Below are 22,850 nucleotides of genomic sequence, written 5' to 3'. Positions count from 1 at the left end.
GGTTTACACACCTACGTCAGTTCGAAACCCAGCAAAATTGGTTGCAAAGCTAAATATTTTGTCGAATTGGCCGGGCAAAAACTTTCATTTTTTTTTAAACGGTTAGATATTACGCTAAAACGTTACACATCAACCAGTTGACGCTAAATACATATGTAGTTTTTATACTATTTAAGTAGCTCTATACTGCGCTTTCCTTCACAGAAAATAAGGTCCAGAATACTCATATCCGGAAGGAAACCAACCCTTTCCTGGAAGACCTGGGTATAACGTACGGTCTCTTCGTCTACCGGTTTCTGAGACGGCAATATTGTATCCCTTGCATCAGTAATGCCTTTACCGGCCTCATAGGTTTTATGATACTCGTCCGTGAAGGTGATAGGGGAGGAAACTCCGATGACCTTATTAGCCCATTCCAGGCACATCAGGTTCCAGTCTAACAGATAAGATACCTCTTTTGTAAAAAGCCTTCCCAGCTCATCTTCATAATATTCGAACCAGGGTGAACGGCGATAAGCGGACACGAGCGTCTTCCAATGCAGCGCCTGCCATTTCTCATCATTGCTGATCCGGACATCTTTCATGACAGTTCGCTGGTTCTTTCCACGGGCCAGGGGAACACTCAATAATATGCTTCCGTTCGGTCCGGCAATGTAACAGCGATTACGAAAACTAACCTTTTGGTAGTGTTCATATCTTTCTATCAATAATATATCGTGATTAATTAAAGTTTTATAAAAGGAAATGCTTGGAAAGTATTGTGATTCAATGAGTAATGATCTCTTATTTGTATCAACTGCCATATCGTCAAAAATTGGTGTTTTAGTGCTAAAAATGTATGTTTCAAGTAGTTGAAAAGTTTACCTTTAATTAACTGATAAGTAGATTTAATTTCCTGATAAACAGTTCATAGAAAAATTATAAATATGCTATTCTCTTTAGTAATTCTGCGTTTAAAGTAAAAAATTAAGCGCCCGCAAATTTACTAAACTATTTAGTAGCTTTTTCAATTCATTTTCACCCATTTAATGCTTCAAGTAAAATGTTAAGTAGTGGTTCTGAGGCCGTTAAAAGTTTCCTAATTCCTACTTAACCCTTTTGTAGTCTATTAAGTTTACTGTAGGTTTGATAAAAATTTGTCATGAAATTTTTCAGACTGGCCATATTTATTATGACAATTTGGGGCGTGGTAAGTTCGTGTGAAAAAGCAAAGGACCTCGAATTTGTCAGGGTTGCCGGAATCAATTTTGACAACCTCGGCTTTTCTAAAAGTGTGGTACGGTTGACCCTGGCTTACTACAATCCGAACAATTTTAAACTGAAACTGAAGGACGCGAATTTTGATCTTTTCTTCGACGATACCCAGGTGGGTCATTCCATCCAGGACACGATGATAGCGATCCCGGCAAAAGACACTTTTTACTTTCCGGTAAGGTTAGAGGTGAATATGGAGAACGTCTTCAAAAATGCCTTAGGCGCCCTCATGAATAAAGAAGTGACTATCCGGGCTACGGGTAATTGCAAAGTAGGGAAAGGTGGGGTTTATCTCCCGTTCCCGATAAAATGTGAAACAAAACAGCCACTTAAGTTTTTCTGATCATAACCGTGTAAAAACTAAAAAGGCCTCGTTGCATAGCAATCGAGGCCTTTCTCTTTTAATACGTTCCTGAAGTACGAGCTTAGTGCTTTTTCTCCATTCCGCCACCGTCTTCCGGTTTCTTGCAGCAGGTAGGCAGCTTTTTGTAGGCTTCTTCTTCTGCAGTTACGTTATCTGCGTCATACCCTGCATTTGCGATAGCAGTCTTCACGTTTTCTATATTGGTACGATCGCTGAAAAATTTCACGGTGGTGATGCCTTTTTTGAAATCTACCTTGGAGCTCTGTACACCCTCTTCTCTGGAGAGATATCTTTCTATGCGATTTTTACATTGCTCGCACTGCACAGTGGGGGTATTGATCTTAGCAGTTACCAATGTGCCTTTTTTTGCCTGGCCCATTGTTACGCCGATACCCGCAAATAATAATACCATTACTAGTTTAACGATACGCATAAGTTACTTTTTACGATCCTAATATAGTAAATACTTGTCAATTGAAGTGTCCTTTTGGGAAGAACGGTTTATACAGCGGGCGCTGCATTCCATTTATCAGGAGCCGCTCTCCAGGCTTCAAGGGTAGCCTGTTCGTCTGCTGATACCATCCCTTTCTCAACTGCCAGTTCGATCAACGCGCTGTAATTGCTCAGAGAATAGAACGGCACTTTTGCTGCTTCAAATGCTTTCACAGCAATATCAAATCCATAGTTAAAAATGGATACCATTCCGATCACTTCCCCTCCTGCTGCACGGATTGCATTCACCGCTTCGAGGCTGCTTTTTCCGGTAGAGATCAGATCTTCCACTACCACAACCGGCTGGCCCGGCTGCAATACGCCTTCGATCAGGTTACCCATACCATGTTCTTTCGCCTTTGCCCTTACATAAATAAAAGGCAGCTTCAACTGGTCAGCCACTAATGCACCCAGGGGAATACCACCCGTAGCTACTCCCGCGAGCACTGCTGCATCAGCAAAAGTTTCAAATACCACATTGCACAACTCGGACTTTACGTAGTCACGCACATAAGGATAAGACAAAATCTTACGGTTGTCGCAATAAATAGGCGACTTCCAGCCAGATGCCCAGGTGAAAGGTTCTGACGGGCGTAACTTTACCGCCTGTATCTGTAATAGCTTTTCTGCTATCTGTTTTTCGCTGATCTTACTCATAGGTGGCAAAAATACTTAATTACGGATTATTTTTGCGCCATGCAAAAAGATACAGTCATTTATCTCAATGAGCGTCCATTGGTCATCACTGCTACTCACCAGGGTATTCCTGCTGAATTTAAAGATGCTGTTTTGTACACTGAACCAGACGCGGCTACTATAGAATCGGTATTACAAGCTCTCGAAACCGGTAAATCCGAAGCGGCCATTTTCATCCATCCGGACACGGAGGCACTTGTTGAAACTGTTAAAGGTTACTTCAATGTATTAGTTGCTGCCGGTGGACTGATCACTAACCCGGAAGAAGAAGTTCTACTGATGTTCCGCCGTGGTAAATGGGACCTTCCTAAAGGCAAACAGGATGAGGGAGAAAACCTCGAAGCCGCCGCTGTCAGGGAAGTTGCTGAAGAAACAGGATTACACACCATTGCGTTGGAACATAAAATCGGGGAAACCTTCCATTTTTATACCTATAAGGAGAAAAGGATCCTGAAACATACCTACTGGTACAAGATGAAGTTTACCGGTACGGAACTGACTATTCCGCAGATCGAAGAAGACATTATTGATATCCAATGGGTTAAACCGGAACATCTGGGTAAATACCTTAAATTTTCCTATCAGAATATTGTAGATGTATTTGTGAAGGAAGGTTACGCTGTATGACGTAACGGGGCTTAATGTTGTGTGTGACCCACATCCGGCATTAAGCCTTTTTGTCTCTTATTGCTACAGTTAACCGGCTGATACACACCAGCTTATTATCATCGTCACAGATACGGATATCCCATACGTGCGTGGTCGTTCCTATATGTAATGGCCGCGCTATCGCATGTACATACCCGGATGTAACACCTTTGATATGATTGGCATTGATATCCAGGCCCACACAGATCTGTTTCTTCGTATCAATAACAAGTGATGAGGCCACGCTTCCTACTGTTTCTGCCAGCGCTGCAGACGCTCCCCCATGTAGAAGCCCATATGGTTGTTTTGTTCTATTGTCAACAGGCATGATCATCCGCAGATAATCGGGGCCGATCTCTGTAAACTCCATACCCAGCAAGCCTGCCATATTATTGTTCCCGATTTCATTCAGTTGATCCAGGGAAACATCCAGAGAGTGCCATATCGGTTTCATGGGTGATGCGCGTTAATAGTTAAAGAATGATCTCAGGCTTTTTTTAACTCCCTGATGATATTTTCGGGTAGTAAGCGGGAGGTGTCTCCTCCATATCGCAATACATCCCGCACCAGTGAGGAAGCCAATGTTGAATATTGGGGTGAGCAACTCAGGAAGACAGTTTCTATACTGCTGTCCATCATGCGGTTTACATCTGCGATCGCTTTTTCGTACTCAAAGTCGCCGATACTACGAATACCACGTAATATAAACTGGGCGCCTACTTCCTTACAACTCTTGATGGTAAGTCCTTCGTAAGAGATCACTTTCACTTTAGGCGTATGACTATAAATATCCCTTATCCACTGCATTCTTTGTTCCAGGGGGAACATCGGAGTTTTAGCTGAATTGACGCCTATCCCTACCACAATTTCATCAAAAAGGTCCAGCGAACGGTCTATAATATCGGTATGTCCCAGTGTGATCGGGTCGAATGTACCTGGGAATAAACAAATACGTTTCATGCCAGTTTATTTTTTCAGCTCCTCCCTGTTTATAAAGATCGAAAAGATGGTTGTGCCATAGTTGCGTTCCGTACGATAGTAAGAGTAATTTTTGTAGTTGTTGCGGGGCGTATGTTCCAATACAAACCACCCTTCCGGTTCCAGCAGCTGCTTTTCAAAAATGATCAGCGGCAACTGGTCTATTGTAGTAAGGGCATATGGAGGGCCTGCAAATATAAAGTTGAACTTTTCAGTACACTGCTCCAGGTATTTGAATACGTCCATACGCTGCAGCTTCAATGGCACCTCGAGCAATTTGGCTGTTTTCTGGATGTAATCGGCCATGCTCGGATCTTTCTCCACAATTGTCAGATCGGTCACTCCTCTGGACGACAGCTCATAGCTGATGCTACCGGTACCTCCGAAAATATCCAGGGTTTTCAGTGTAGGAAAATCCAGGTTATTCTCCAGGATATTAAACAACCCACCTTTGGCAATGTCGGTAGTGGGCCGAGTATACGGCATATTTGCCGGCGGCTGGAACCTATGACCTCCCTTTTCTCCCCCGATTATACGCATAATGCCATTGCATAAAGGTTATTGAAATAATATCCGGGGATCTCTTCCATCTTCGGAATATAGCTGAAGCCTGGCAGGCGCGGCATCCATTCCAGTTTGGGAATAAAGCGGCGCAGTTCTTCATGGATCTGGGAGTCGGAAGTTACCGCCCCTCCTACTTTCACCTTCACGAGCTGCTCGTCCAGGCCTGTCTGGCGCAGGATATTCACCAGGTGATATACTACGTCAAGTCCTGTCTGGCTGGTTACATCCTGTTGGATGAGCAGTTTGCCGAACCGGAAGATCGTCAGGGAGAATTTATGTTGCTGAATATCAACGTATGCCACCCCGTTCAGCTCCAGGAAGTCATTATCAAAACGGTACGACTTCAGTAATCCTGTATTGGCATGGATCACTTTATCGGTAGAAAACTCTTTTCTGAGGTATCCCATCACATCCTTGTCCACCGCGTATACATTCACCAGCTGCTGATCTGTCAGTACGTCTGCCAGTACCAGTTCCTGCGTCTGTTCAGGGTAGATGACATGGAGATAATCTTTTTTCAGGGATGGATTATAGTGCTGTTCGGGCACCAATGTATTGTTAACACCATCAAACGCCAGCTGCACCAGGCTGAAGTTGGTGAATAACAACTTGTCCGCATCGAATATCTGTTCGATCATCTGCAGGTCTGCCGTAGCTGTTTTCTGCGGCAGGAAGTGGTACGACTTCAGGGCCAGGAACTTTTTCAGCCCTGGATCATATACCACATAACTAAACGTCCCTTTTCCTATTAACACGAGCAGCTGGCAGGAAGTGAGGTCAGTTTCAAGCAGAGAAGTATCATCAGCTGCGAAGGCAGGATGAATATTGTACGTCACAGACATTAGTAATACATTAGATATGGCACAATAATAACCAAAAAACGTGACTTTTGCTCCTATGCAATTCGAAGTAACTAACCGGCAGATCATAAAAATTGCTGCTCCTATATGCCTGGCACTCATTATTCCACAAATAAATCACATGACAAATACGGCTTTCCTGGGACGCCTGGGAGAGTTTGAACTGGCGGCGAATGGGATTGCGGGTATGTATTACCTGGTGATGTATATGGTGGCCTATGGCCTGAATAACGGTTTGCAGGTGCTGATAGCCCGCCGTGCGGGGCAATTGAACCCTAAGGGCATCGGGCAGTTATTTGCCAACGGACTGGAACTCGGGCTGTTCTCTTCTTTTCTTATAGTTGCCATGACCATGTTCCTGGCTCCCTGGTTCTTTGCCAGTACTCTTCATAATAAACAGATCTATGAAGCGGCCCTCTCTTTTATCCGCATCAGGATCTGGGGTTTGCCTTTCCTGATGATGCTTAGTATGGCCAACGCCTTTTATATTGGCAGCGGCAATTCTAAAGTGCTGGCCGTCACTTCCCTTTGCCAGGAGATGGTCAATATATTTTCTGACTATGTGCTGATCTTTGGAAAATTCGGGTTGCCGGCGCTGGGCCTGAACGGTGCTGCTATCGCCTCTGTCATTGCAGAAGGAACGGGATTACTGGTGGCGTATAGCATCCTTTTCGGGAAAGGGTTTCACAAACGATTCTACCTGTTCGATTATCTGAAGCCTTCCTGGCAGATCTTCCGCAGTATCCTTTCCATTTCTGCTCCGCTGATTGTCCAGTTCCTGTTCAGTATTGGCAGCTGGTTTATATTCTTCATTTTTATTGAGCACCTGGGGGAAAGGCCGCTGGCTATTTCCAATATGCTAAGAAGTATCTTCGGATTTTTCGGTGTGTTTACCTGGGCTTTGAGCGCTACCTGCAATACGATGGTCAGTAACGTAATTGGTCAGGGAAAGCATGATATGGTATTCAGCGCCATCCGCAGAATAGCGACAATCAGTCTTCTTTGCGCCCTGGTAGTGTGTATCCTCGTCAACCTGTTCCCTGGTACCATCCTGCAGATCTATACGACGGACAAGTCACTGATCAGTGATTCTATCCTATCTGTGAGGATCATCACGTTGAGCACATTGCTCATGGCCATATCGGGCATAGTGCTGAGTGCAGTTACAGGTACCGGCAATACCCGGATCAATCTGGGTATAGAAATGGCAGCTGTAATCGGGTATCTTTTGTATTGCAGTATTGTGGTAGAACGTTGGCGCAGTCCGCTGCACATCGCATGGCTGGCGGATTTCATCTACTGGACCATCATTTTTACACTGAGCTTTTTCTATCTGAAAAGCGGGAGGTGGAAAGCTAAATCGATCTGATAACTATTCCAGTTCTTCCAGCATCTTTTTACAAGCCGATTTGATATTGAGATCATCCTGGTAAATAGGACGCAAGGTTACCGCTTTGCGCAGTGTTTCAATGGTCTTTTCCAGTTCATCGTTGTCTTTATAAGCTTTTGCGAGGTCCAGGTAATTGGGCAGGTAGGAAGGATCGAGCTTACGGCATTTCTCATAATTGGCGATAGCATCTTGTAAGGTTGCTTCCGGCATACCACCGAACAACATCTTAGCCGCTGCTTTTTCCAGGGTGTTCATATTAGCCACTTCATAGTTCCATTTACCCAGCAGGTTGAATGCTTTCGCATATTTCGGGTTGAACTTGATAGCCAGTTCTGTATATCTTTTTACTTCTTTGGAAGCAGCTACTTTCTCTTTGGCTCCTGACGAGAGTGCAATACGTCCGAGTGCTACGGCCATTACATAGTTAGCGTCTGCATTTTCCGGGGCGAGTTTCAATGCCTGTTCAGCATAGCTTTTCGCATCGTTATAGTTACGGCTTTTTTCATCTTTGTCGGCTATACGGAAACCTTCGCGGGCAGAAACCTCGCTGGCGCCGGTCAGTGCGGCAATATTGTCAGGCTGTACTTTCAGCGCATCTTTATAGGCAGAAAGCGCAGCAGCGTCTTTCATTTGTTTTTCCTGCTGTTTGGCCTGGTCAACCAGTTCATCGGCAGTTTGAGCAAAGGATACAGTAGATACCAGGAATAAAGCAGCAGATGCAAATACCTTCTTAAACATAGGGCGGAAATTTACACATATGAAAATAACTAAATTTAATACTTTATTGACAGTTTTTCAATACCGCATATGTATTAATCTGTAAAAGGCAGTGTCTGGCGCTGCTTTTAGTAGTTTTTTTCGAGAGAGACAACAGAATTCCGGATGGAAGCCCCCATTGGCGGGTTCATTTTACGCAGGGATACGACTGATTTCTGGATTTCAGGGTATTTGTTTTTGATAGCATCGCTCATGTTATAAACCACCTGTTCCAGCAATGGCTGCGGAACGGCCATGATCTTCTTTACAATATTGTAAAGCCCCTGATAGTTAACAGTTTCGGAGATGTTATCAATATGGTGTGTACCCGGGATCGTTACATATACATCTACTATGAATTCATTCCCAATGATACGTTCTTCCGGGTATAAACCATGGAAGGCATGAAAATGAGCTTGTTCTACCCCTATAGTAAGCATGCAGTAAAATTAAAAATCAGGAATTAAACATTGCAGATCATTTTCTGACCTGCAATGTTCCGTTCCTGATTGATTTATTATTAATGTCCTAATGCAGATAAATATCTTTCTGCGTCCAGTGCAGCTATACAACCGCTACCGGCAGCAGTTACCGCCTGGCGGTAGATCTTATCCTGCACGTCGCCACAGGCAAATACGCCTTCGACGTTTGTGCGGGAGGTACCAGGTACGGTTACGATGTAACCCTGTTCATCCATTTCCACATAATCTTTGAAGATAGCGGAATTAGGCTGGTGACCAATAGCTACGAAGAATGCGCTTACCGGTACAGTTGTTTCCTCCTGTTTTGCGGTGTTGAGCAGTCTTACGGCTTCTACTTTGTTTTCGCCTAATACTTCCTGTGTTTCTGTGTTCCAGTAAACAATGATATTGGAAGTTTTCAGCACACGGTCCTGCATTACTTTGGAAGCACGCATTTCATGGCGGCGTACGATCATGTGTACGTTGGTACACATTTTAGAGAGGTACAGTGCTTCTTCAGCGGCAGTATCACCTGCTCCTACGATAGCTACTTCTTTACCACGGAAGAAGAATCCGTCGCAAACAGCGCAGGCAGAAACACCGCTACCGTTCAGGCGTTGCTCTGAAGGCATTCCCAACCATTTGGCGGAAGCGCCTGTAGCAATGATCACAGCATCTGCTGTTATTAACTTTGATTCATCGATCGTTACTTTGAATGGCTTGCTGCTGAAGTCAACAGAAGTCGCCAGGCCAAAACGGATATCCGCTCCCATGCGGGTGGCCTGTTTTTCAAAATCGACCATCATTTCAGGCCCCTGGATCCCTTCCGGATATCCGGGATAGTTTTCTACTTCTGTTGTGATGGTGAGCTGGCCACCTGGTTGAATACCCTGGTAAAGTACAGGTTTAAGATTAGCTCTGGCGGCGTATATAGCAGCAGTGTAACCTGCTGGTCCGGAACCTATGATCAGTAATTCGACATGTTCCTGTTGGTTAGTTTCCATGCTTACTATGTAATATTAAATGTAATCGTTTCTAAAATTCTGTCTTCCTGAATGCGCACATGACAAGTAAAAGAAATGATGAGCCATGCGGCATACAAAAATACGTTTCCCCTTAAAATAAAAAACACCGGCTTGTAAAATATACAGCCGGTGCGTTCTATAAGAAATGATATAGATCTTTGATTTGAATTGGCAACTGTTATTGCCTATCTCTTCTTTGCTTAAATCTTCGTCAGCTATTAACCCAGGTAAGATTTAAGTGCTCCGCTGTAGCGGGCTTTCTGCAGCCTTTTGATGGCGCGTTCCTTGATTTGACGAATTCTTTCTTTTGTAAGATCGTACTTCTGACCAATCTGTTCGATCGTTGCTCCGTTCTCACCATCCAGACCAAAGTATGCGTTTACGATTTCCGCTTCGCGTGGGCTGAGTGATTTCAGTACACGACGGATCTCTTCACGCAGTGAATCACGCATAACATCATCATCAGTGATATCGCCACCTTCCAGCAGATCGCCCATAGCCACGTCTTCTGCTTCGTGTACCGGAGCGTCGAGTGACATGTGACGGGTATTGCTTTGGAAAATGTTGTTAATCTCTGATTCGGACATTTCCAGGATTTCTGCTAACTCCTCAGTAGAAGGTTCTCTTTCATTCTCCTGTTCAAATGCCATGTAGGCTTTATTAGCTTTATTGTAAGTGCCGATTTTATTCTGCGGCAGACGAACCAGACGGCCCTGTTCTGCTAAAGCCTGCAGTATGGATTGACGAATCCACCAAACAGCATAAGAAATGAATTTGAACCCTTTCGTTTCATCAAATCTTTGCGCCGCCTTAATCAAGCCTAAATTGCCCTCGTTAATGAGGTCGCTGAGGCTAAGCCCCTGGTGCTGATATTGCTTTGCTACTGATACAACGAACCGAAGGTTTCCTGTAGTTAAACGTTCAAGAGCCTTTTGGTCACCCATTTTAATGCGCTGCGCCAAAACGGTCTCTTCCTCAGGGGTTAACAAAGGGATCTTTGAAATCTCCTGCAGGTATTTTTCTACCGCCTGCGAATCACGGTTTGTGATCTGGGTGGCAATTTTAAGTTGCCTCATATTGAAAGTTTATTAGTTTATAAATTGAATAACATCGAAAGATTTATTTTGTTGAGATATTTTAAATAATTATCTTACAACCTATTCCACTCTCCCAATATTATCGTTTTAACAAATTAGCCTGCAAAGATCGTGCTAATACCCCATACTGCCAAATCGTTCTCAAGCCATTTGATTAGTATAACAAAGTACTCCATATAAACGATATTTAATAGCCCTTTATTAGGTATTTTTGCCGCTTTAATTAAATTTTAACAATTGATAAGTAATCAACTTCAGATTATTAACTTCACTAATTTATTGTTCAATACATTGCAAATTCTTCAATGATGATTATTGATTTCAGGAGTGATACATTCACCCGGCCCACCCCCGGTATGCTCCGGGCTATGTCAACTGCTTCCACCGGAGATGATGTATTCGGGGAAGATCCAAGCGTTAACCAACTGGAAAGCACGATGGCAGCCTATTTCGGCAAAGAAGCAGCCTTGTACTGCCCATCAGGCACTATGAGTAATCAGATAGCCATTAAGGTGCATACACAACCAGGCGATGAAGTGATTTGCAGCGACCTCGCTCACGTATATATATATGAAGGCGGTGGTATCGCTTTCAATGCCGGCGCACAGGTACGGGCGCTTGAAGGCGACCGTGGCATGATCACCGCAGCCCAGGTAGCAGCGGCCATTAATCCTGACGATGTTCATAAAGCCACTACCAGCCTCGTTTGTCTCGAAAATACTTCTAACCGTGGCGGTGGCTGTTGCTACGATATTGAAGAGATCAACAGGATAAAAAATGTTTGTCGTGATAATGGTCTGAAACTCCATCTGGACGGGGCAAGACTGTTCAATGCGCTTGTGGCGACAGGGGAAAATCCGAAGACTTTTGGGGAACTGTTCGATAGCATTTCAGTATGCCTCAATAAGGGCATGGGCTGTCCTATGGGCTCTGTGCTGCTGGGGAGCGCTGCGTTTATTAAATCTGCCAGAAGGATCAGGAAAAAATTAGGCGGCGGCTTACGTCAGGCTGGCTATATGGCAGCTACCGGACTTTATGCCATAGATCATCATATTGCCAGATTGGCAGAAGATCATCATCATGCTAAACAGATCGCTAAATATCTGCTGCAGAAAACCTTTGTCGGTCACATGCTGCCGGTTGAGACCAATATCCTCATCTTCGATGTGCAGGATACCTGGACGCCGAAACGTTTTGCAGAATACATGAAAAAAGAAGGCATCCTCGTTATGGCCATTTCCGATACACAGGTGAGAATAGTAACCCACCTCGATATTACCCCGGAAATGGTGGAAAGGACCTGCGCAGTCATTTCACAGATGGAATAACAATAACCGGTCATCGTTCTAATCGGTTATTCTCTTATTTTTGCACACTTATATAAATGATATATCGCAAGCATGGAACTTTCAAAAAATTATACGCCCGCTGCTGTTGAAGGCAAATGGTACCAGCACTGGATGGACAAAGGTTATTTCCGAAGCAAACCGGACAACCGTCCCCCATTTACCATTGTGATCCCTCCTCCTAACGTGACAGGTGTGCTGCACATGGGACATACCCTGAACGAAACCGTCCAGGACATCCTCGTGCGCCGTGCCCGTATGAGCGGATATAATGCATGCTGGGTGCCTGGCTCCGACCATGCTTCCATTGCTACCGAGGCCAAAGTGGTGAACATGCTCAAAACCGAAAAAGGTATTGAGAAATCACAGCTGACCCGTGAAGAGTTCCTCAAATATGCATTTGAGTGGAAAGACAAGTATGGTGGCATCATTTATAACCAGATCAAGAAACTGGGCTGCTCCTGCGATTGGGACAGGGTGACCTTCACAATGGATGATCATTATTATGAAGCAGTTATAAAGGTTTTCGTTGACCTGTACAATAAAGGACTGATCTACCGCGGTGCACGCATGATCAACTGGGACCCGAAAGCTAAAACGGCCCTCAGCGATGAAGAGGTACAGTACAAAGACCTCCAGGGTAAACTGTTCCATGTACAGTATGCGATCACCGATTCTGAGAATAATCTCACCGGTGAATCCATCACTATCGCTACACAGCGTCCGGAAACCATCATGGGCGATACAGCGATTTGCGTAAATCCTGATGACGAACGTTATAAACACCTGGCAGGTCACTTTGCCATTGTGCCACTGGTGAACCGTAGAGTGCCTATCATCTTTGATACTTATGTAGATAAAGAATTTGGTACCGGTGCGCTGAAAGTAACACCTGCACACGATATCAATGACTATAACCTGGGCCTGAAACATAACCTGGAAATCGTTGATACCCTCAATGACGATGGTACCCTCAGCCCTGCTGCCGGTGTATTTATCGGCGTTGACCGTTTCAAAGCCCGTAAAATGGTGATCGCAGCGCTCAACGAACAAGGATTACTGGTAAAGGAACAGGAATACACTACCCGTCTCGGATACAGCGAACGTAACCCGGATACTGTAGTTGAACCCCGTATCAGTACCCAGTGGTTCGTGAAAATGGCAGAACTGGCCAAACCAGCGCTGGACGCAGTGGTAAACGGTGATGTAGACATCCATCCCGGCGATCGCTTCCTGGCTACCTACAAATACTGGATGGAGAATGTGAAAGACTGGTGTATTTCCCGTCAGCTCTGGTGGGGACAACAGATCCCTTCCTTCTACGCTCCGGACGGTACTTTTGAAGTAGCGCAGAACGTGGATGCCGCTATTGCACAGTTCAAAGCGAAAGGTTTCAATTATACCGCTGCCGACCTTCGTCAGGATGAAGATTGCCTGGATACCTGGTTCTCTTCCTGGTTGTGGCCGATGGAAGTATTCAATGGTATTTCCAAGCCGGATAACGAAGAAATCAACTATTACTACCCTACAAACGTACTGGTAACCGGACAGGATATTATCTTCTTCTGGGTGGCCCGTATGATCATGGCGGGCATGGAATATAAAAAGGTTAAACCTTTCAGTGACGTATACTTCACCGGAATGGTAAGAGATAAACAGGGACGTAAAATGAGTAAGCAGTTGGGGAACTCTCCTGATCTGCTGGAGCTCATAGACCGTTTCGGTGCTGATGCGGTTCGTTACGGTATTATGATCTCTTCTCCTGCCGGTAATGATCTGCTGTTTGATGACGCCAGCTGTGAACAGGGACGTAACTTTACCAACAAGATCTGGAACGCCCTGAAACTGGTAAAGATGTGGGAAGGCCGTCAGGCTGCCAGCAGCAATGCGGCTGATGATCATTTCGCCGTGCAGTGGTTCGAAAGCAGACTGAATGAAGTACAACAAAGGGTAGCAGAACTGTTCAAAGATTTCAAACTGAGCGAAGCCCTGAATATGGTTTGTAACAGTCTGATCTGGGATGATTTCTGTAGCTGGTACCTGGAATGGGTAAAACCTGGTTTCGAACAACCTTGTGATGCCGCTATCTATACCAAAACAGTTTATTTCTTCGAACAGCTGATGCAGTTGCTGCATCCGTTCATGCCTTTTGTATCAGAAGAGATTTATCAACTGTTGCGCGAACGTAGCGAAGGTGACGATGTAGTGATAAAACAATATACTGCTCCTGCCGCTTCGGATGCAGGCATCCTGGAACAAGGTGCACTGTTAAAAGAAGTGATCACCAGCATTCGTGATGCACGTAATAAAAACCAGATCAAACCGAAGGATGAGATAGTACTGCACATCAATACCTTGCAGGAAACTACTTTCAAACAGATCGAAAATATGCTGGCTAAACAGGTAAACGCTAAAGCCATCAACTACACCAAAGAAGCAGTTGGCGGTTGCATTAACCTGGTTGTACAGAAAGATAAGTTCTATCTGGAAACAGAAACAGCCCTGAACACTACGGTACAGAAAGAAGATCTGGAAAAAGACCTTGCCCGCCTGCAAGGCTTCCTGGTAAGCGTGGAAAAGAAGCTGAGCAACGAAAAGTTTGTTCAGAACGCCAAGCCGGAAGTGCTTGAATTAGAGCGGAAAAAGAAAGAAGACGCCGAGGCCAAGATCGTAGCCATTACGGAAAGTTTAAAATCTTTATAATTTTCAGGATCGCCCGGACGTTAACTAATCCGGGCGATTTTTTTATATCCCTTATTGTACTATGCGTAAATGTTATTTGATATCGGGTATCCTGTTGCTGTTTATCAGCCTGCCGGCATTGGCCCAGACTGGCAAACCGAAAGCTCCTGCTGCTAAAAAACCTGCTGCTGCATCTGCCAAAACCACCACTCTCCGGTTCAGAAGCACCTGGGGCATTTTCCTGAGTGATTCCCTCCCCCGCCCGGAAGTCATAAAACTGCTGGATTCTCCTCTCGTGGTAAGGGACGAAAAGAATAACAAATATCCTGTGGTGTCCTTCGACTTCACCTATGAAAGAAAAGAACCTTACCTGAACGATACCACCGGTAAACCCGGCTTCTACTCAGAAATGGTAGGCGATTCCTTTAAAGGCGACAAGCTTCCCTCTCTGTGGGTAGAGCGTATCAAAGAGATGCTGGAAAGGAATGAGGTGTTTTACTTCGATAATATCATCATTAACTACACAGGAGACAAACAGTATAGAGCTCCTAAATTAAAATTCAACGTTCGTTAGTAATTAAACAGCTGCTGCAATGGCAGAATAAATGCGAACCTTTGAGATGCATTATCCAGCGGATCTTTATCAAAGAGATGGCTGTAACGCAGACCGAAGGTGAAAGGGAGCACATTGCCTATCTTGGTATCAAAGAATAGCTCACCGCCTGCTGACCTGTACTGTGTATTCACCTTACTGATAAAGTTATAAGACCTGCTGTAATCGTAGAATACATTACCACGGATGCGCATAAAATATAACAACTGCGCAAAACCCCAATCAGGATATGCTATCGGGAAATGATAGTTCACACCCAGTTTATAGATATGCTCATAGAATGGTTCGTTGTATCCTCTTGCATAAGCGAAATTATCTGTAAAAGAATAATTCCTGGACGTATCCCGCTGCTGCCATGCCGCCTGTAATACCAGGCTGTGATTGGCCGACAGACCTGGCAGGTATAAGTCTGCCCGTGCAAAAAGCTGTTCTGCAAAAACGTTTGTCAGCGAGCGATTGTACTGCAACGCAACATATTGTCCGAAGTGAGAATAGATGTTCTGTCTTGCCCTGATACGCTGGTTATTGAACACCAGTGTGTTGCCAATATATTGTATCGATGGATTGGTGAACCGGAAATTTCCCTGCGGATATCTTTCCAGGTAATGATACATGGAAGACAACGACAAGCTGCGGCTATATAGACCAGATGAGAGATTCAGCGGTATAGTAAAGCCTCCGTGGAGGTCCATTTCTTTCCAGTACAAACGTCCTTTTCCTGAAAAAACGTCCGAGCGGTTGAAGGTGTATTTTGCCCCTGCCTGGAGGTATGGGAACAAAGCACCATAAATGAAATCGCCTGTAAATCCGGAGCTACCTTCATTACGGTTATAGGTGTACCCCAAGGCTGTAGACGCTGTATTCAGGATGTTATTTCCGTATAAGGTCAGGCTATAATCAGGATCATCGAAAGTGGGCAACCAGCTGTGAAAATTAAGCAGGCGCGTTCCTTTCGGATATTTTCTGATGTCGTACTGCTCATGCGGCACTTTATCCAGGATGTTGCCGCCCTCCTGGAAATCGGGTTTCAGCCAGGCACTATGGTAGCTCCTGCCCGTTTCTATCTGCTGCCAGTTCTCCGGCGATAGTGGCGTAGCATATAAGGCACATCCTTTAGTACCAAAGGCACTGTATACGACCTGCTGTGAGCTATTATCGATAGCGGCATGCACTACGCTGTTGGCATGTGCTGTTACCTGGTAGATCTTTTTATCGGGTAATGTCAGTGCAAACAGATTATCGGCGTCCTTATACGCCGCCGTGTAATACACTGTGTCGCGGCGTACCAGAGGGATGCCCAGTACGATATCGCCAAACGCTGTCAGTTGCTCTGTTGTACCTGTAGCCAGTGACTGGCGTACCATGGCCATTTGTCCGCGGTCGTTACGTACGTTACTGATCACCCATTGTTCATCGGCAGAGAACTTCGGATAAGTATAATACCAGTTATTCGGATTAGGCAGTGTTTCTATTACGGCGCCAGTCTCTCCGTCCAGCAATTGCAGACCGTATTGTTGTGAAGGCAGTGTTACTGCCACGATGATCTTTTTACCATCTGTGGTAATATCAGGAGAGAAATAACGTGAAGTGTGTGTTAGTGTACGGGTATGACCTGTGGTCATATCGTAGGTCTTCACGACAGAATAATCTTTCCAGGACCAGCGCGGATGGAAACGTGCTTCGGTCCATACCAGCCTGCCATTGCGGTAGCTGAAATAATCGTCGAAGTTCATCCCGGGACGTGTTACCAGTTGCTGTTTACCAGTGCTGTCCAGCAGATAGAATCCTGCCACGCGGTTATATGCATCTTTATAAACGATCCATTCCCCTGGTTTCACAGGGTAAATGTATTTATAGTTGGTAACGGTATGCGGCGCTTCCAGCAAGGCTTTACCTGGCTTGCTGTCCTGCGTCGCATAGCTATTCCATAAAGGCTGATATTCCTGCAGCATAGCCCTGTAGAACCCTGTTACATTATGCCCTGTACGTTTTTTCAGGCTTTGGGAAAATGCATAGAATAATCCGCGGTAGCGTACCGCATCAGTGGTCACATCTTTCCAGAACGTGCGGCCGTAATGTTCACGGCCATACATGCTCATAAGATATCCTAACGGATAATGATTGGGTGTGAAGTCAACATAAGAACCATTTCTGATCTTCATATAACTGTAGTCCTTGTGCTCCAGCGACAAAGCCCTGAAGCCATCAAAGAAGGCAGGCAGCCTGCCCCTCCCCTGTGAGCTTAACGCTGTTTCCATTGTAACGGCGTCACCTTCCCAGAACCAATTAGGTACTGCGATGCTGGTAGCTGCAGCCAGCCCCATCTCACCCAATACATAGGACACTACTTTAGACACGCCCTGATTGAAGTTGCGGTTCTGCAATACGTGCCGGTATTCATGTATGGCCAGCTGGTCTTCCCATTTCAGTGATCCGAGGTCGGAGGAGTTAGGCGGCGGTGTGAGGTAAAACTCTGAACGGAACGGGCCAAGCTGCACGTAGCCGTTGGATTGCAGCGTCTGATTCTGCAATACGATACTGACTTTTTTATTTCTGTCCCCGATAGAATAGCGGGTATGTCTGTCTATGTAATGTACGAGATCTGCTACCCGTTGGCCCTGTTTCTCCAGTCCTGCAGGAAATATGATACGTGCGGTGTCGCTATTGATCTGACGCCATTTCAGGGAAGGAGGATTACCACCGAATGTTTGAGCCAGTGCGGTAGAAGGGATTACTAGTAGCAGTAGGAACGCAAAAGTTCTCATAATCAATTGCAGGTATAATCAAACAATATACGTAAATAATGCAGAATGCTGCATACAACAAGGAAGGTGTACTTCTTTGTTGTATGCAGCATTGGCCGGTATCAGCATTCGGGCAGGCTGATAGGTATGTTTACGGCAAGACCGCCGTCTGATGTTTCTTTGTATTTGCTGTTCATATCGAGTGCAGTGTCCCACATGGTTTTTACTACTGCATCGAGGGAAACCTTTGCCAGTTCCGGGTTACTCTGGAGTGCCAGCTGGGAAGCAGTAATAGCCTTGATAGCCCCCATTGTGTTCCTTTCGATACATGGCACCTGTACCAGTCCGCCAATAGGATCGCAGGTAAGGCCGAGGTGGTGTTCCATAGCAATTTCTGCAGCCATCAGTACCTGGCGCTGTGAACCACCGAGGCACTCAGTAAGTGCGGCTGCCGCCATTGCGGAAGATACGCCTATTTCCGCCTGACAACCACCCATAGCCGCTGAGATAGTAGAGCGTTTTTTGAAGATGCTGCCGATCTCTGAAGCGGTCAATATGAACTGCAGGATCTTTTCATCATGGTAGCCGTCGCAGAAGGTGATGAAGTACTGTAATACAGCAGGTATCACGCCTGCGGCACCATTGGTAGGTGCAGTAACTACTCTGCCGAAAGAGGCATTCTCCTCATTTACGGCCAGCGCAAAACAGCTTACCCAGTCCAGCGTATAGGCAAAATGGTTTCCACCCTGCCTGATGGCGCTGATCCATGAATCGTAATCAGTATAAGTATTTCCTTTTAATAGTTTCTTGTTCAAAGCAGCGGCGCGCCTTGCTACGCGAAGCCCGCCGGGTAATTCTCCTGATGTATGGCAACCGCGGTAGATACATTCTTTCATCACGCGCCAGATATTCATAACACCAGCTTTGGTGTCAGCTTCGGGACGCCAGGCCTGTTCATTTTCCATGACCAGTTCTGAAATGGAATAACCGGTTTTGATACACCACTGTAAGAGCTGTCTGGCAGTATCTATCGGGAATGGCAGGTCCACCTGCGAAGCGCTGCCTGCACCCTCTCCTTCTTTTACAACAAAGCCGCCACCGATAGAGTAGTACGTTGCAGCCTGCTGTTCGCCATCATCAAAGGTCACCAGGAAGGTAAGTGCGTTCGGGTGGAAAGGTAATGATTCATCATACAGGAAAGAGATATCCTGCAGGGGATCAAAAGAAATAGCGTGGTCACCTCCGAGCAACATGGTTTTATTACGGCGGATGTCATCCATTTTACTATTGATCTGATTGACATCGAAGGTTACAGGATCATCTCCGCAAAGTCCTAACTGTACCGCGATATCCGTACCGTGGCCGTGCCCGGTTTTGGCAAGAGAGCCATATAATAAAACGCTGACTTGTTTAACTGAAGTGAGCTTTCGCCCTGTGGCCTGCACTTCCCGCAGGAACTGGAGGGCAGCCCGCCATGGGCCTAACGTGTGTGAGCTGGAAGGACCTACGCCTATCTTAAAGATATCAAATACCGAAATGCATTCGTGTGCCACTACTTAGAATTTGAGCAAATGTAAGGCATTCCACATATCCAAAAATCCACACATGAGGTAAATAACAAGTCCCGCCTGAACTGATCAGAACGGGACTTTATGAAGTGTAAAGTACAATACTATGGATTGACTACATCCACTAATTCAACATCGAAAATCAGTGAAGAGTTAGCCGGTATTTTCTCTTTGGCCTGTGTTCCATATCCGTAATAGGAAGGGAAATACACACGGATCTTACCGCCTTTAGTGATCTTTGTCAAAGCGAACTGGAAGCCTACAATTACATTTCCTGCTGTGAATTCTGCCGGAGTGGTAGAGGTTGAATCAAATACAACACCATTCAGCAGTTGTCCTTTGTACAAGGTCTTCACTTTGGTATCAGTTCTTTTAACGCTGTCTTTGCCATTTCCAGGAGCGCTAATGCTATAGAAAATACCGGAAACGGTATCCTGAACAGCTGTCAGGTTGTTAGCCTTCAGATATGCCTTGATGGAATCAATTTCCTTGTTGAACTGCGGAACGGGATCGTAAACGTCGCCATCTTTACTGCACGCGGCAAACAAACCCATCATCAGTACTGCGCCCAGCAGTAAAAAATTTCTCATGCTTAATCTTTTCATGAAATGCTCAAGTTTTTATAATAGTCAGTGATTAAATACAGAAGGAAACTCATTTAAAATCAACTAATTCAACGTCGCATACCAGAACGGTGTTAGCAGGGATAATATTGCCAACGGCAATATTGCCAAAAGCGAGTGGTGAAGGAATGATCATAAATATTTTGCCACCCTTGCCTATTTTCTGCAATCCGATCTGCCAGCCGATGATATGGTCTTTCAGTGCACGGCCGTCAAAATTGGTAGATCCGAAAGATGCGTCGAACACAGAGTCTCTCAGATTAGCGCGGGTGTAAATGACAGTTGGAACGGAATTGAGCGTCATGTGAGCGCTATCGCTCCCAGGAGCTTCTATATTGAAATAGAGGCCGCTGATGTCACGTTCCATGTTAAGATTATGGTCCTGAATATATTTCTGGATCAGGATATCCTGTTCCATCATTGTTTTCTCTACATCAGTGTATACGCCTGCGCCGGAATATTCATCTTTAGAACAAGCCGTCAGCAGGAATACTGGCAATAAAAAACAGAAAGCGGCGCGTAAAAAGGCGTTCATACAGTTATAACGGACAAAGGGATCTAAAGTTACAGGAAAGCCGATAAAAAGAAAAGGGTATTCGCCGGAGGCGAACACCCTTTCACTTATATTTTTGGATACTATATTAATAGTCCATACCCATACCGTGACCACCATGCGGAGCTGGAGCAGCGGATTTAGGTTCTGGTTTGTCTGCGATCACACACTCGGTGGTCAGCAGCATACCTGCGATAGAAGAAGCGTTTTCCAGTGCGATACGGGTAACCTTAGCAGGGTCGATAACGCCAGCTGCCAGCAGGTTTTCATACACCTCAGTACGGGCGTTGAAACCGAAATCACCTTTACCTTCTTTCACTTTCTGAACTACGATAGAACCTTCGATACCTGCGTTAGCAGTGATCTGACGCAGTGGCTCTTCGATAGCGCGTTTAACGATAGCGATACCGGTCTGCTCATCTTCGTTCTCACCTTTCAGTTTGTCGAGGCTTTCGATAGCGCGGATGTAAGCAACACCACCACCTGGTACGATACCTTCTTCAACAGCAGCGCGGGTTGCGTGCAGGGCATCGTCAACACGGTCTTTCTTCTCTTTCATTTCCACTTCGGTAGCAGCACCTACGTACAGTACAGCAACACCACCGCTCAGTTTAGCAAGACGTTCCTGCAGTTTTTCGCGATCGTAGTCGGAAGTTGTAACTTCTATCTGGGCTTTGATCTGGTTGATACGAGCCTGGATAGCGTCTTTTTCGCCTTTACCACCAACAACGGTAGTATTGTCTTTATCGATAGTTACGGATTCAGCACGGCCCAGGTAAGTCAGGTCAGCATTTTCCAGTTTGTAACCTTGTTCTTCGCTGATCACAACGCCACCGGTCAGGGTTGCGATGTCCTGCAGCATTTCTTTTCTTCTGTCGCCAAAGCCCGGAGCTTTAACTGCAGCAACTTTCAGCTGACCACGCAGTTTGTTCACTACCAGGGTAGCCAGTGCTTCACCTTCCAGATCTTCAGAGATGATCAGCAGCTGCTGGCCGTTCTGAACGATCTTTTCCAGGATGTGCAGGATATCCTTCAGGGTGCTGATCTTTTTATCGTAGATCAGGATGTAAGGGTTCTGCAGTTCAGCGTGCATTTTTTCGCTGTTGGTGATGAAGTATGGAGACAGGTAACCACGGTCAAACTGCATACCTTCTACTACTTCTACAGTAGTATCGGTGCCTTTTGCTTCTTCAACGGTGATCACACCATCTTTGGTTACTTTGTTCATTGCTTCAGCGATCAGTTTACCGATCTCTGCGTCGTTGTTAGCGGAGATAGCAGCAACCTGTTCGATCTTTTTGTTATCGCTACCAACTTTTTCTGCCTGTTTAGCCAGGTTATCAACGATCGCTTTAACAGCTTTGTCGATACCACGTTTCAGGTCCATTGGGTTTGCACCGGCAGCAACGTTTTTCAGTCCTTCGCCGATGATAGACTGTGCCAGTACAGTTGCGGTAGTGGTACCGTCACCTGCGATGTCAGCGGTTTTGGAAGCAACTTCCTTCACCATCTGAGCACCCATATTCTCGATCGGATCTTCCAGTTCGATTTCTTTAGCAACACTCACACCGTCTTTAGTTAAACTAGGAGCGCCGAATTTTTTCTCGATAACAACGTTACGACCTTTAGGACCCAGGGTCACTTTCACTGCGTCTGCCAGGGTGTCCACGCCCTTCTTCATCTTATTGCGGGCATCAGTGCTAAAAAATATCTGCTTTGCCATAATTAGCTTGTGTTTTTTAAATTTTTGTTTTGGTTTACCTGTAAATCAACGTGTTTGATTAAACAATCGCTAAAATGTCAGATTCACGCATGATTAAGTAATCGCCGCCTTCGATGCTGATCTCTGTACCGGAGTATTTACCATACAATACAGTGTCGCCTACCTTTACTGTCACCGGCTCATCTTTCTTACCAGGACCGGCAGCTACTACAGTACCTCTTTGTGGTTTTTCTTTTGCGGTATCAGGGATGATGATACCACCAGCTGTTTTCTCTTCTGCGGCTGCGGGTTTCACGATCACCCTGTCAGCTAAGGGTTTAATACTTAAATCTTTTGCCATATAGTTATACTTTTTAAAAAGGTAAGATGAAGATTTATTAGTGATCTTGGCACCTCGATAATTGTGCCAAGGC

At 45.3% G+C, this 22,850-nt stretch carries 23 protein-coding genes; 6 read left to right on the top strand and 17 right to left on the bottom strand.

Annotated elements, in window-relative coordinates; genetic code table 11:
- Nucleotides 1–167 precede the first annotated feature (167 nt).
- Nucleotides 168–803, bottom strand: a complete 636-nt coding sequence (locus C7475_RS22540) for a WbqC family protein (RefSeq protein ID WP_110055663.1) — start codon at nt 801–803, stop codon at nt 168–170.
- A gap of 338 nt (nt 804–1,141) precedes the next feature.
- Here C7475_RS22540 and C7475_RS22535 point away from each other — a divergent pair, with 338 nt between their 5' ends.
- A complete protein-coding gene (locus tag C7475_RS22535) occupies nt 1,142–1,597 on the top strand; it encodes an LEA type 2 family protein (protein WP_110055662.1) in 456 nt (151 codons plus the stop codon).
- Nucleotides 1,598–1,679: 82 nt separating this feature from the next.
- Here the strand turns inward: C7475_RS22535 and C7475_RS22530 are convergent, their stop codons facing one another.
- The gene (locus C7475_RS22530) at nt 1,680–2,051 is read right to left on the bottom strand and encodes a heavy-metal-associated domain-containing protein (protein ID WP_110055661.1); all 372 of its coding nucleotides are present in this window, start codon (nt 2,049–2,051) and stop codon (nt 1,680–1,682) included.
- A 68-nt stretch (nt 2,052–2,119) separates the two neighbouring features.
- Complete coding sequence (gene pyrE / locus C7475_RS22525) at nt 2,120–2,767, bottom strand: orotate phosphoribosyltransferase (RefSeq protein ID WP_110055660.1); 648 nt, start codon at nt 2,765–2,767, stop codon at nt 2,120–2,122.
- A gap of 39 nt (nt 2,768–2,806) precedes the next feature.
- Here pyrE and C7475_RS22520 point away from each other — a divergent pair, with 39 nt between their 5' ends.
- Nucleotides 2,807–3,433 carry an NUDIX hydrolase gene (locus tag C7475_RS22520; protein ID WP_110055659.1) on the top strand — a complete coding sequence of 209 codons (627 nt, stop codon included), beginning with the start codon at nt 2,807–2,809 and terminating at the stop codon, nt 3,431–3,433.
- Nucleotides 3,434–3,473: 40 nt separating this feature from the next.
- Here C7475_RS22520 and C7475_RS22515 read toward each other — a convergent pair whose 3' ends face one another.
- From C7475_RS22515 to C7475_RS22500, 4 genes are read right to left on the bottom strand one after another with little or no spacing between them, the layout of a single operon-like run.
- The gene (locus C7475_RS22515) at nt 3,474–3,908 is read right to left on the bottom strand and encodes a hotdog fold thioesterase (RefSeq protein WP_110055658.1); all 435 of its coding nucleotides are present in this window, start codon (nt 3,906–3,908) and stop codon (nt 3,474–3,476) included.
- Nucleotides 3,909–3,940: 32 nt separating this feature from the next.
- Complete coding sequence (coaD, locus tag C7475_RS22510) at nt 3,941–4,414, bottom strand: pantetheine-phosphate adenylyltransferase (RefSeq protein WP_110055657.1); 474 nt, start codon at nt 4,412–4,414, stop codon at nt 3,941–3,943.
- Between the two features lie 6 nt (nt 4,415–4,420).
- Nucleotides 4,421–4,972 (bottom strand): RsmD family RNA methyltransferase, encoded by a 552-nt coding sequence (locus tag C7475_RS22505; RefSeq protein WP_110055656.1) that lies wholly within the window; start codon nt 4,970–4,972, stop codon nt 4,421–4,423.
- Entirely contained in the window at nt 4,963–5,838 is an 876-nt protein-coding gene (locus tag C7475_RS22500; RefSeq protein ID WP_158286586.1) for a DUF3822 family protein, read from the bottom strand. Before C7475_RS22500 ends, C7475_RS22505 begins: the two co-directional genes overlap by 10 nt.
- A 55-nt stretch (nt 5,839–5,893) precedes the next feature.
- On the opposite strand from C7475_RS22500, the gene C7475_RS22495 reads away from it, so the two are divergent.
- Complete coding sequence (locus C7475_RS22495) at nt 5,894–7,225, top strand: MATE family efflux transporter (RefSeq protein WP_110055654.1); 1,332 nt, start codon at nt 5,894–5,896, stop codon at nt 7,223–7,225.
- A gap of 3 nt (nt 7,226–7,228) precedes the next feature.
- On the opposite strand, the gene C7475_RS22490 is transcribed toward C7475_RS22495, so the two are convergent.
- From C7475_RS22490 to C7475_RS22475, 4 genes are all read right to left on the bottom strand, one after another.
- Complete coding sequence (locus C7475_RS22490) at nt 7,229–7,984, bottom strand: hypothetical protein (RefSeq protein WP_110055653.1); 756 nt, start codon at nt 7,982–7,984, stop codon at nt 7,229–7,231.
- 107 nt (nt 7,985–8,091) lie between these two features.
- The gene (locus tag C7475_RS22485) at nt 8,092–8,442 is read right to left on the bottom strand and encodes a dihydroneopterin aldolase (protein ID WP_110055652.1); all 351 of its coding nucleotides are present in this window, start codon (nt 8,440–8,442) and stop codon (nt 8,092–8,094) included.
- 80 nt (nt 8,443–8,522) lie between these two features.
- Complete coding sequence (trxB, locus tag C7475_RS22480; RefSeq protein WP_110055651.1) at nt 8,523–9,467, bottom strand: thioredoxin-disulfide reductase; 945 nt, start codon at nt 9,465–9,467, stop codon at nt 8,523–8,525.
- 239 nt (nt 9,468–9,706) lie between these two features.
- Nucleotides 9,707–10,564, bottom strand: a complete 858-nt coding sequence (locus C7475_RS22475; RefSeq protein ID WP_012793808.1) for an RNA polymerase sigma factor RpoD/SigA — start codon at nt 10,562–10,564, stop codon at nt 9,707–9,709.
- Between the two features lie 329 nt (nt 10,565–10,893).
- Here C7475_RS22475 and C7475_RS22470 point away from each other — a divergent pair, with 329 nt between their 5' ends.
- The 3 genes from C7475_RS22470 to C7475_RS22460 all read left to right on the top strand — a co-directional run bounded on the left by C7475_RS22470 (nt 10,894) and on the right by C7475_RS22460 (nt 15,187).
- Nucleotides 10,894–11,913 carry a low specificity L-threonine aldolase gene (locus C7475_RS22470; protein ID WP_233259930.1) on the top strand — a complete coding sequence of 340 codons (1,020 nt, stop codon included), beginning with the start codon at nt 10,894–10,896 and terminating at the stop codon, nt 11,911–11,913.
- A gap of 72 nt (nt 11,914–11,985) precedes the next feature.
- Entirely contained in the window at nt 11,986–14,634 is a 2,649-nt protein-coding gene (locus C7475_RS22465) for a valine--tRNA ligase (RefSeq protein WP_110055649.1), read from the top strand.
- Between the two features lie 61 nt (nt 14,635–14,695).
- Nucleotides 14,696–15,187 carry a hypothetical protein gene (locus C7475_RS22460; RefSeq protein ID WP_110055648.1) on the top strand — a complete coding sequence of 164 codons (492 nt, stop codon included), beginning with the start codon at nt 14,696–14,698 and terminating at the stop codon, nt 15,185–15,187.
- On the opposite strand, the gene C7475_RS22455 is transcribed toward C7475_RS22460, so the two are convergent.
- The 6 genes from C7475_RS22455 to groES form a co-directional block, all read right to left on the bottom strand.
- A complete protein-coding gene (locus tag C7475_RS22455) occupies nt 15,184–17,991 on the bottom strand; it encodes a hypothetical protein (protein WP_110055647.1) in 2,808 nt (935 codons plus the stop codon). The genes C7475_RS22460 and C7475_RS22455 overlap by 4 nt on opposite strands.
- Nucleotides 17,992–18,092: 101 nt before the next feature.
- Nucleotides 18,093–19,523: an L-serine ammonia-lyase gene (locus C7475_RS22450; protein ID WP_110055646.1), complete on the bottom strand. Its 1,431-nt coding sequence runs from the start codon at nt 19,521–19,523 to the stop codon at nt 18,093–18,095.
- A gap of 119 nt (nt 19,524–19,642) precedes the next feature.
- On the bottom strand, nt 19,643–20,128 hold the full coding sequence (locus C7475_RS22445; RefSeq protein WP_158286585.1) for an FKBP-type peptidyl-prolyl cis-trans isomerase: 486 nt from the start codon (nt 20,126–20,128) through the stop codon (nt 19,643–19,645).
- A 64-nt stretch (nt 20,129–20,192) separates the two neighbouring features.
- Entirely contained in the window at nt 20,193–20,696 is a 504-nt protein-coding gene (locus tag C7475_RS22440) for an FKBP-type peptidyl-prolyl cis-trans isomerase (RefSeq protein WP_158286584.1), read from the bottom strand.
- A 106-nt stretch (nt 20,697–20,802) separates the two neighbouring features.
- A complete protein-coding gene (groL, locus tag C7475_RS22435; RefSeq protein ID WP_110055643.1) occupies nt 20,803–22,437 on the bottom strand; it encodes a chaperonin GroEL in 1,635 nt (544 codons plus the stop codon).
- 58 nt (nt 22,438–22,495) lie between these two features.
- A complete protein-coding gene (gene groES, locus C7475_RS22430; RefSeq protein WP_072356767.1) occupies nt 22,496–22,777 on the bottom strand; it encodes a co-chaperone GroES in 282 nt (93 codons plus the stop codon).
- Nucleotides 22,778–22,850: the final 73 nt, after the last annotated feature.

It is taken from the genome of Chitinophaga sp. S165 (genome assembly GCF_003182155.1).
GTDB lineage: Bacteria > Bacteroidota > Bacteroidia > Chitinophagales > Chitinophagaceae > Chitinophaga.
This window is presented reverse-complemented; position numbering and strand designations above follow the sequence as displayed.

What these genes read in the sequence shown, in the direction of transcription:
- C7475_RS22460 (WP_110055648.1), top strand. Translation starts at nt 14,696, where the DNA reads ATGCGTAAATGTTATTTGATATCGGGTATCCTGTTGCTGTTTATCAGC.
- C7475_RS22530 (WP_110055661.1), bottom strand. Translation starts at nt 2,051, where the DNA reads ATGCGTATCGTTAAACTAGTAATGGTATTATTATTTGCGGGTATCGGC.
- coaD (WP_110055657.1), bottom strand. Translation starts at nt 4,414, where the DNA reads ATGAAACGTATTTGTTTATTCCCAGGTACATTCGACCCGATCACACTG.
- C7475_RS22455 (WP_110055647.1), bottom strand. Translation starts at nt 17,991, where the DNA reads ATGAGAACTTTTGCGTTCCTACTGCTACTAGTAATCCCTTCTACCGCA.
- C7475_RS22500 (WP_158286586.1), bottom strand. Translation starts at nt 5,838, where the DNA reads ATGTCTGTGACGTACAATATTCATCCTGCCTTCGCAGCTGATGATACT.
- C7475_RS22445 (WP_158286585.1), bottom strand. Translation starts at nt 20,128, where the DNA reads ATGAGAAATTTTTTACTGCTGGGCGCAGTACTGATGATGGGTTTGTTT.
- C7475_RS22490 (WP_110055653.1), bottom strand. Translation starts at nt 7,984, where the DNA reads ATGTTTAAGAAGGTATTTGCATCTGCTGCTTTATTCCTGGTATCTACT.
- trxB (WP_110055651.1), bottom strand. Translation starts at nt 9,467, where the DNA reads ATGGAAACTAACCAACAGGAACATGTCGAATTACTGATCATAGGTTCC.
- C7475_RS22540 (WP_110055663.1), bottom strand. Translation starts at nt 803, where the DNA reads ATGGCAGTTGATACAAATAAGAGATCATTACTCATTGAATCACAATAC.
- C7475_RS22485 (WP_110055652.1), bottom strand. Translation starts at nt 8,442, where the DNA reads ATGCTTACTATAGGGGTAGAACAAGCTCATTTTCATGCCTTCCATGGT.
- C7475_RS22470 (WP_233259930.1), top strand. Translation starts at nt 10,894, where the DNA reads ATGATTATTGATTTCAGGAGTGATACATTCACCCGGCCCACCCCCGGT.
- C7475_RS22515 (WP_110055658.1), bottom strand. Translation starts at nt 3,908, where the DNA reads ATGAAACCGATATGGCACTCTCTGGATGTTTCCCTGGATCAACTGAAT.
- C7475_RS22535 (WP_110055662.1), top strand. Translation starts at nt 1,142, where the DNA reads ATGAAATTTTTCAGACTGGCCATATTTATTATGACAATTTGGGGCGTG.
- C7475_RS22505 (WP_110055656.1), bottom strand. Translation starts at nt 4,972, where the DNA reads ATGCGTATAATCGGGGGAGAAAAGGGAGGTCATAGGTTCCAGCCGCCG.
- C7475_RS22520 (WP_110055659.1), top strand. Translation starts at nt 2,807, where the DNA reads ATGCAAAAAGATACAGTCATTTATCTCAATGAGCGTCCATTGGTCATC.
- C7475_RS22495 (WP_110055654.1), top strand. Translation starts at nt 5,894, where the DNA reads ATGCAATTCGAAGTAACTAACCGGCAGATCATAAAAATTGCTGCTCCT.
- C7475_RS22475 (WP_012793808.1), bottom strand. Translation starts at nt 10,564, where the DNA reads ATGAGGCAACTTAAAATTGCCACCCAGATCACAAACCGTGATTCGCAG.
- groL (WP_110055643.1), bottom strand. Translation starts at nt 22,437, where the DNA reads ATGGCAAAGCAGATATTTTTTAGCACTGATGCCCGCAATAAGATGAAG.
- C7475_RS22465 (WP_110055649.1), top strand. Translation starts at nt 11,986, where the DNA reads ATGGAACTTTCAAAAAATTATACGCCCGCTGCTGTTGAAGGCAAATGG.
- groES (WP_072356767.1), bottom strand. Translation starts at nt 22,777, where the DNA reads ATGGCAAAAGATTTAAGTATTAAACCCTTAGCTGACAGGGTGATCGTG.
- pyrE (WP_110055660.1), bottom strand. Translation starts at nt 2,767, where the DNA reads ATGAGTAAGATCAGCGAAAAACAGATAGCAGAAAAGCTATTACAGATA.
- C7475_RS22440 (WP_158286584.1), bottom strand. Translation starts at nt 20,696, where the DNA reads ATGAACGCCTTTTTACGCGCCGCTTTCTGTTTTTTATTGCCAGTATTC.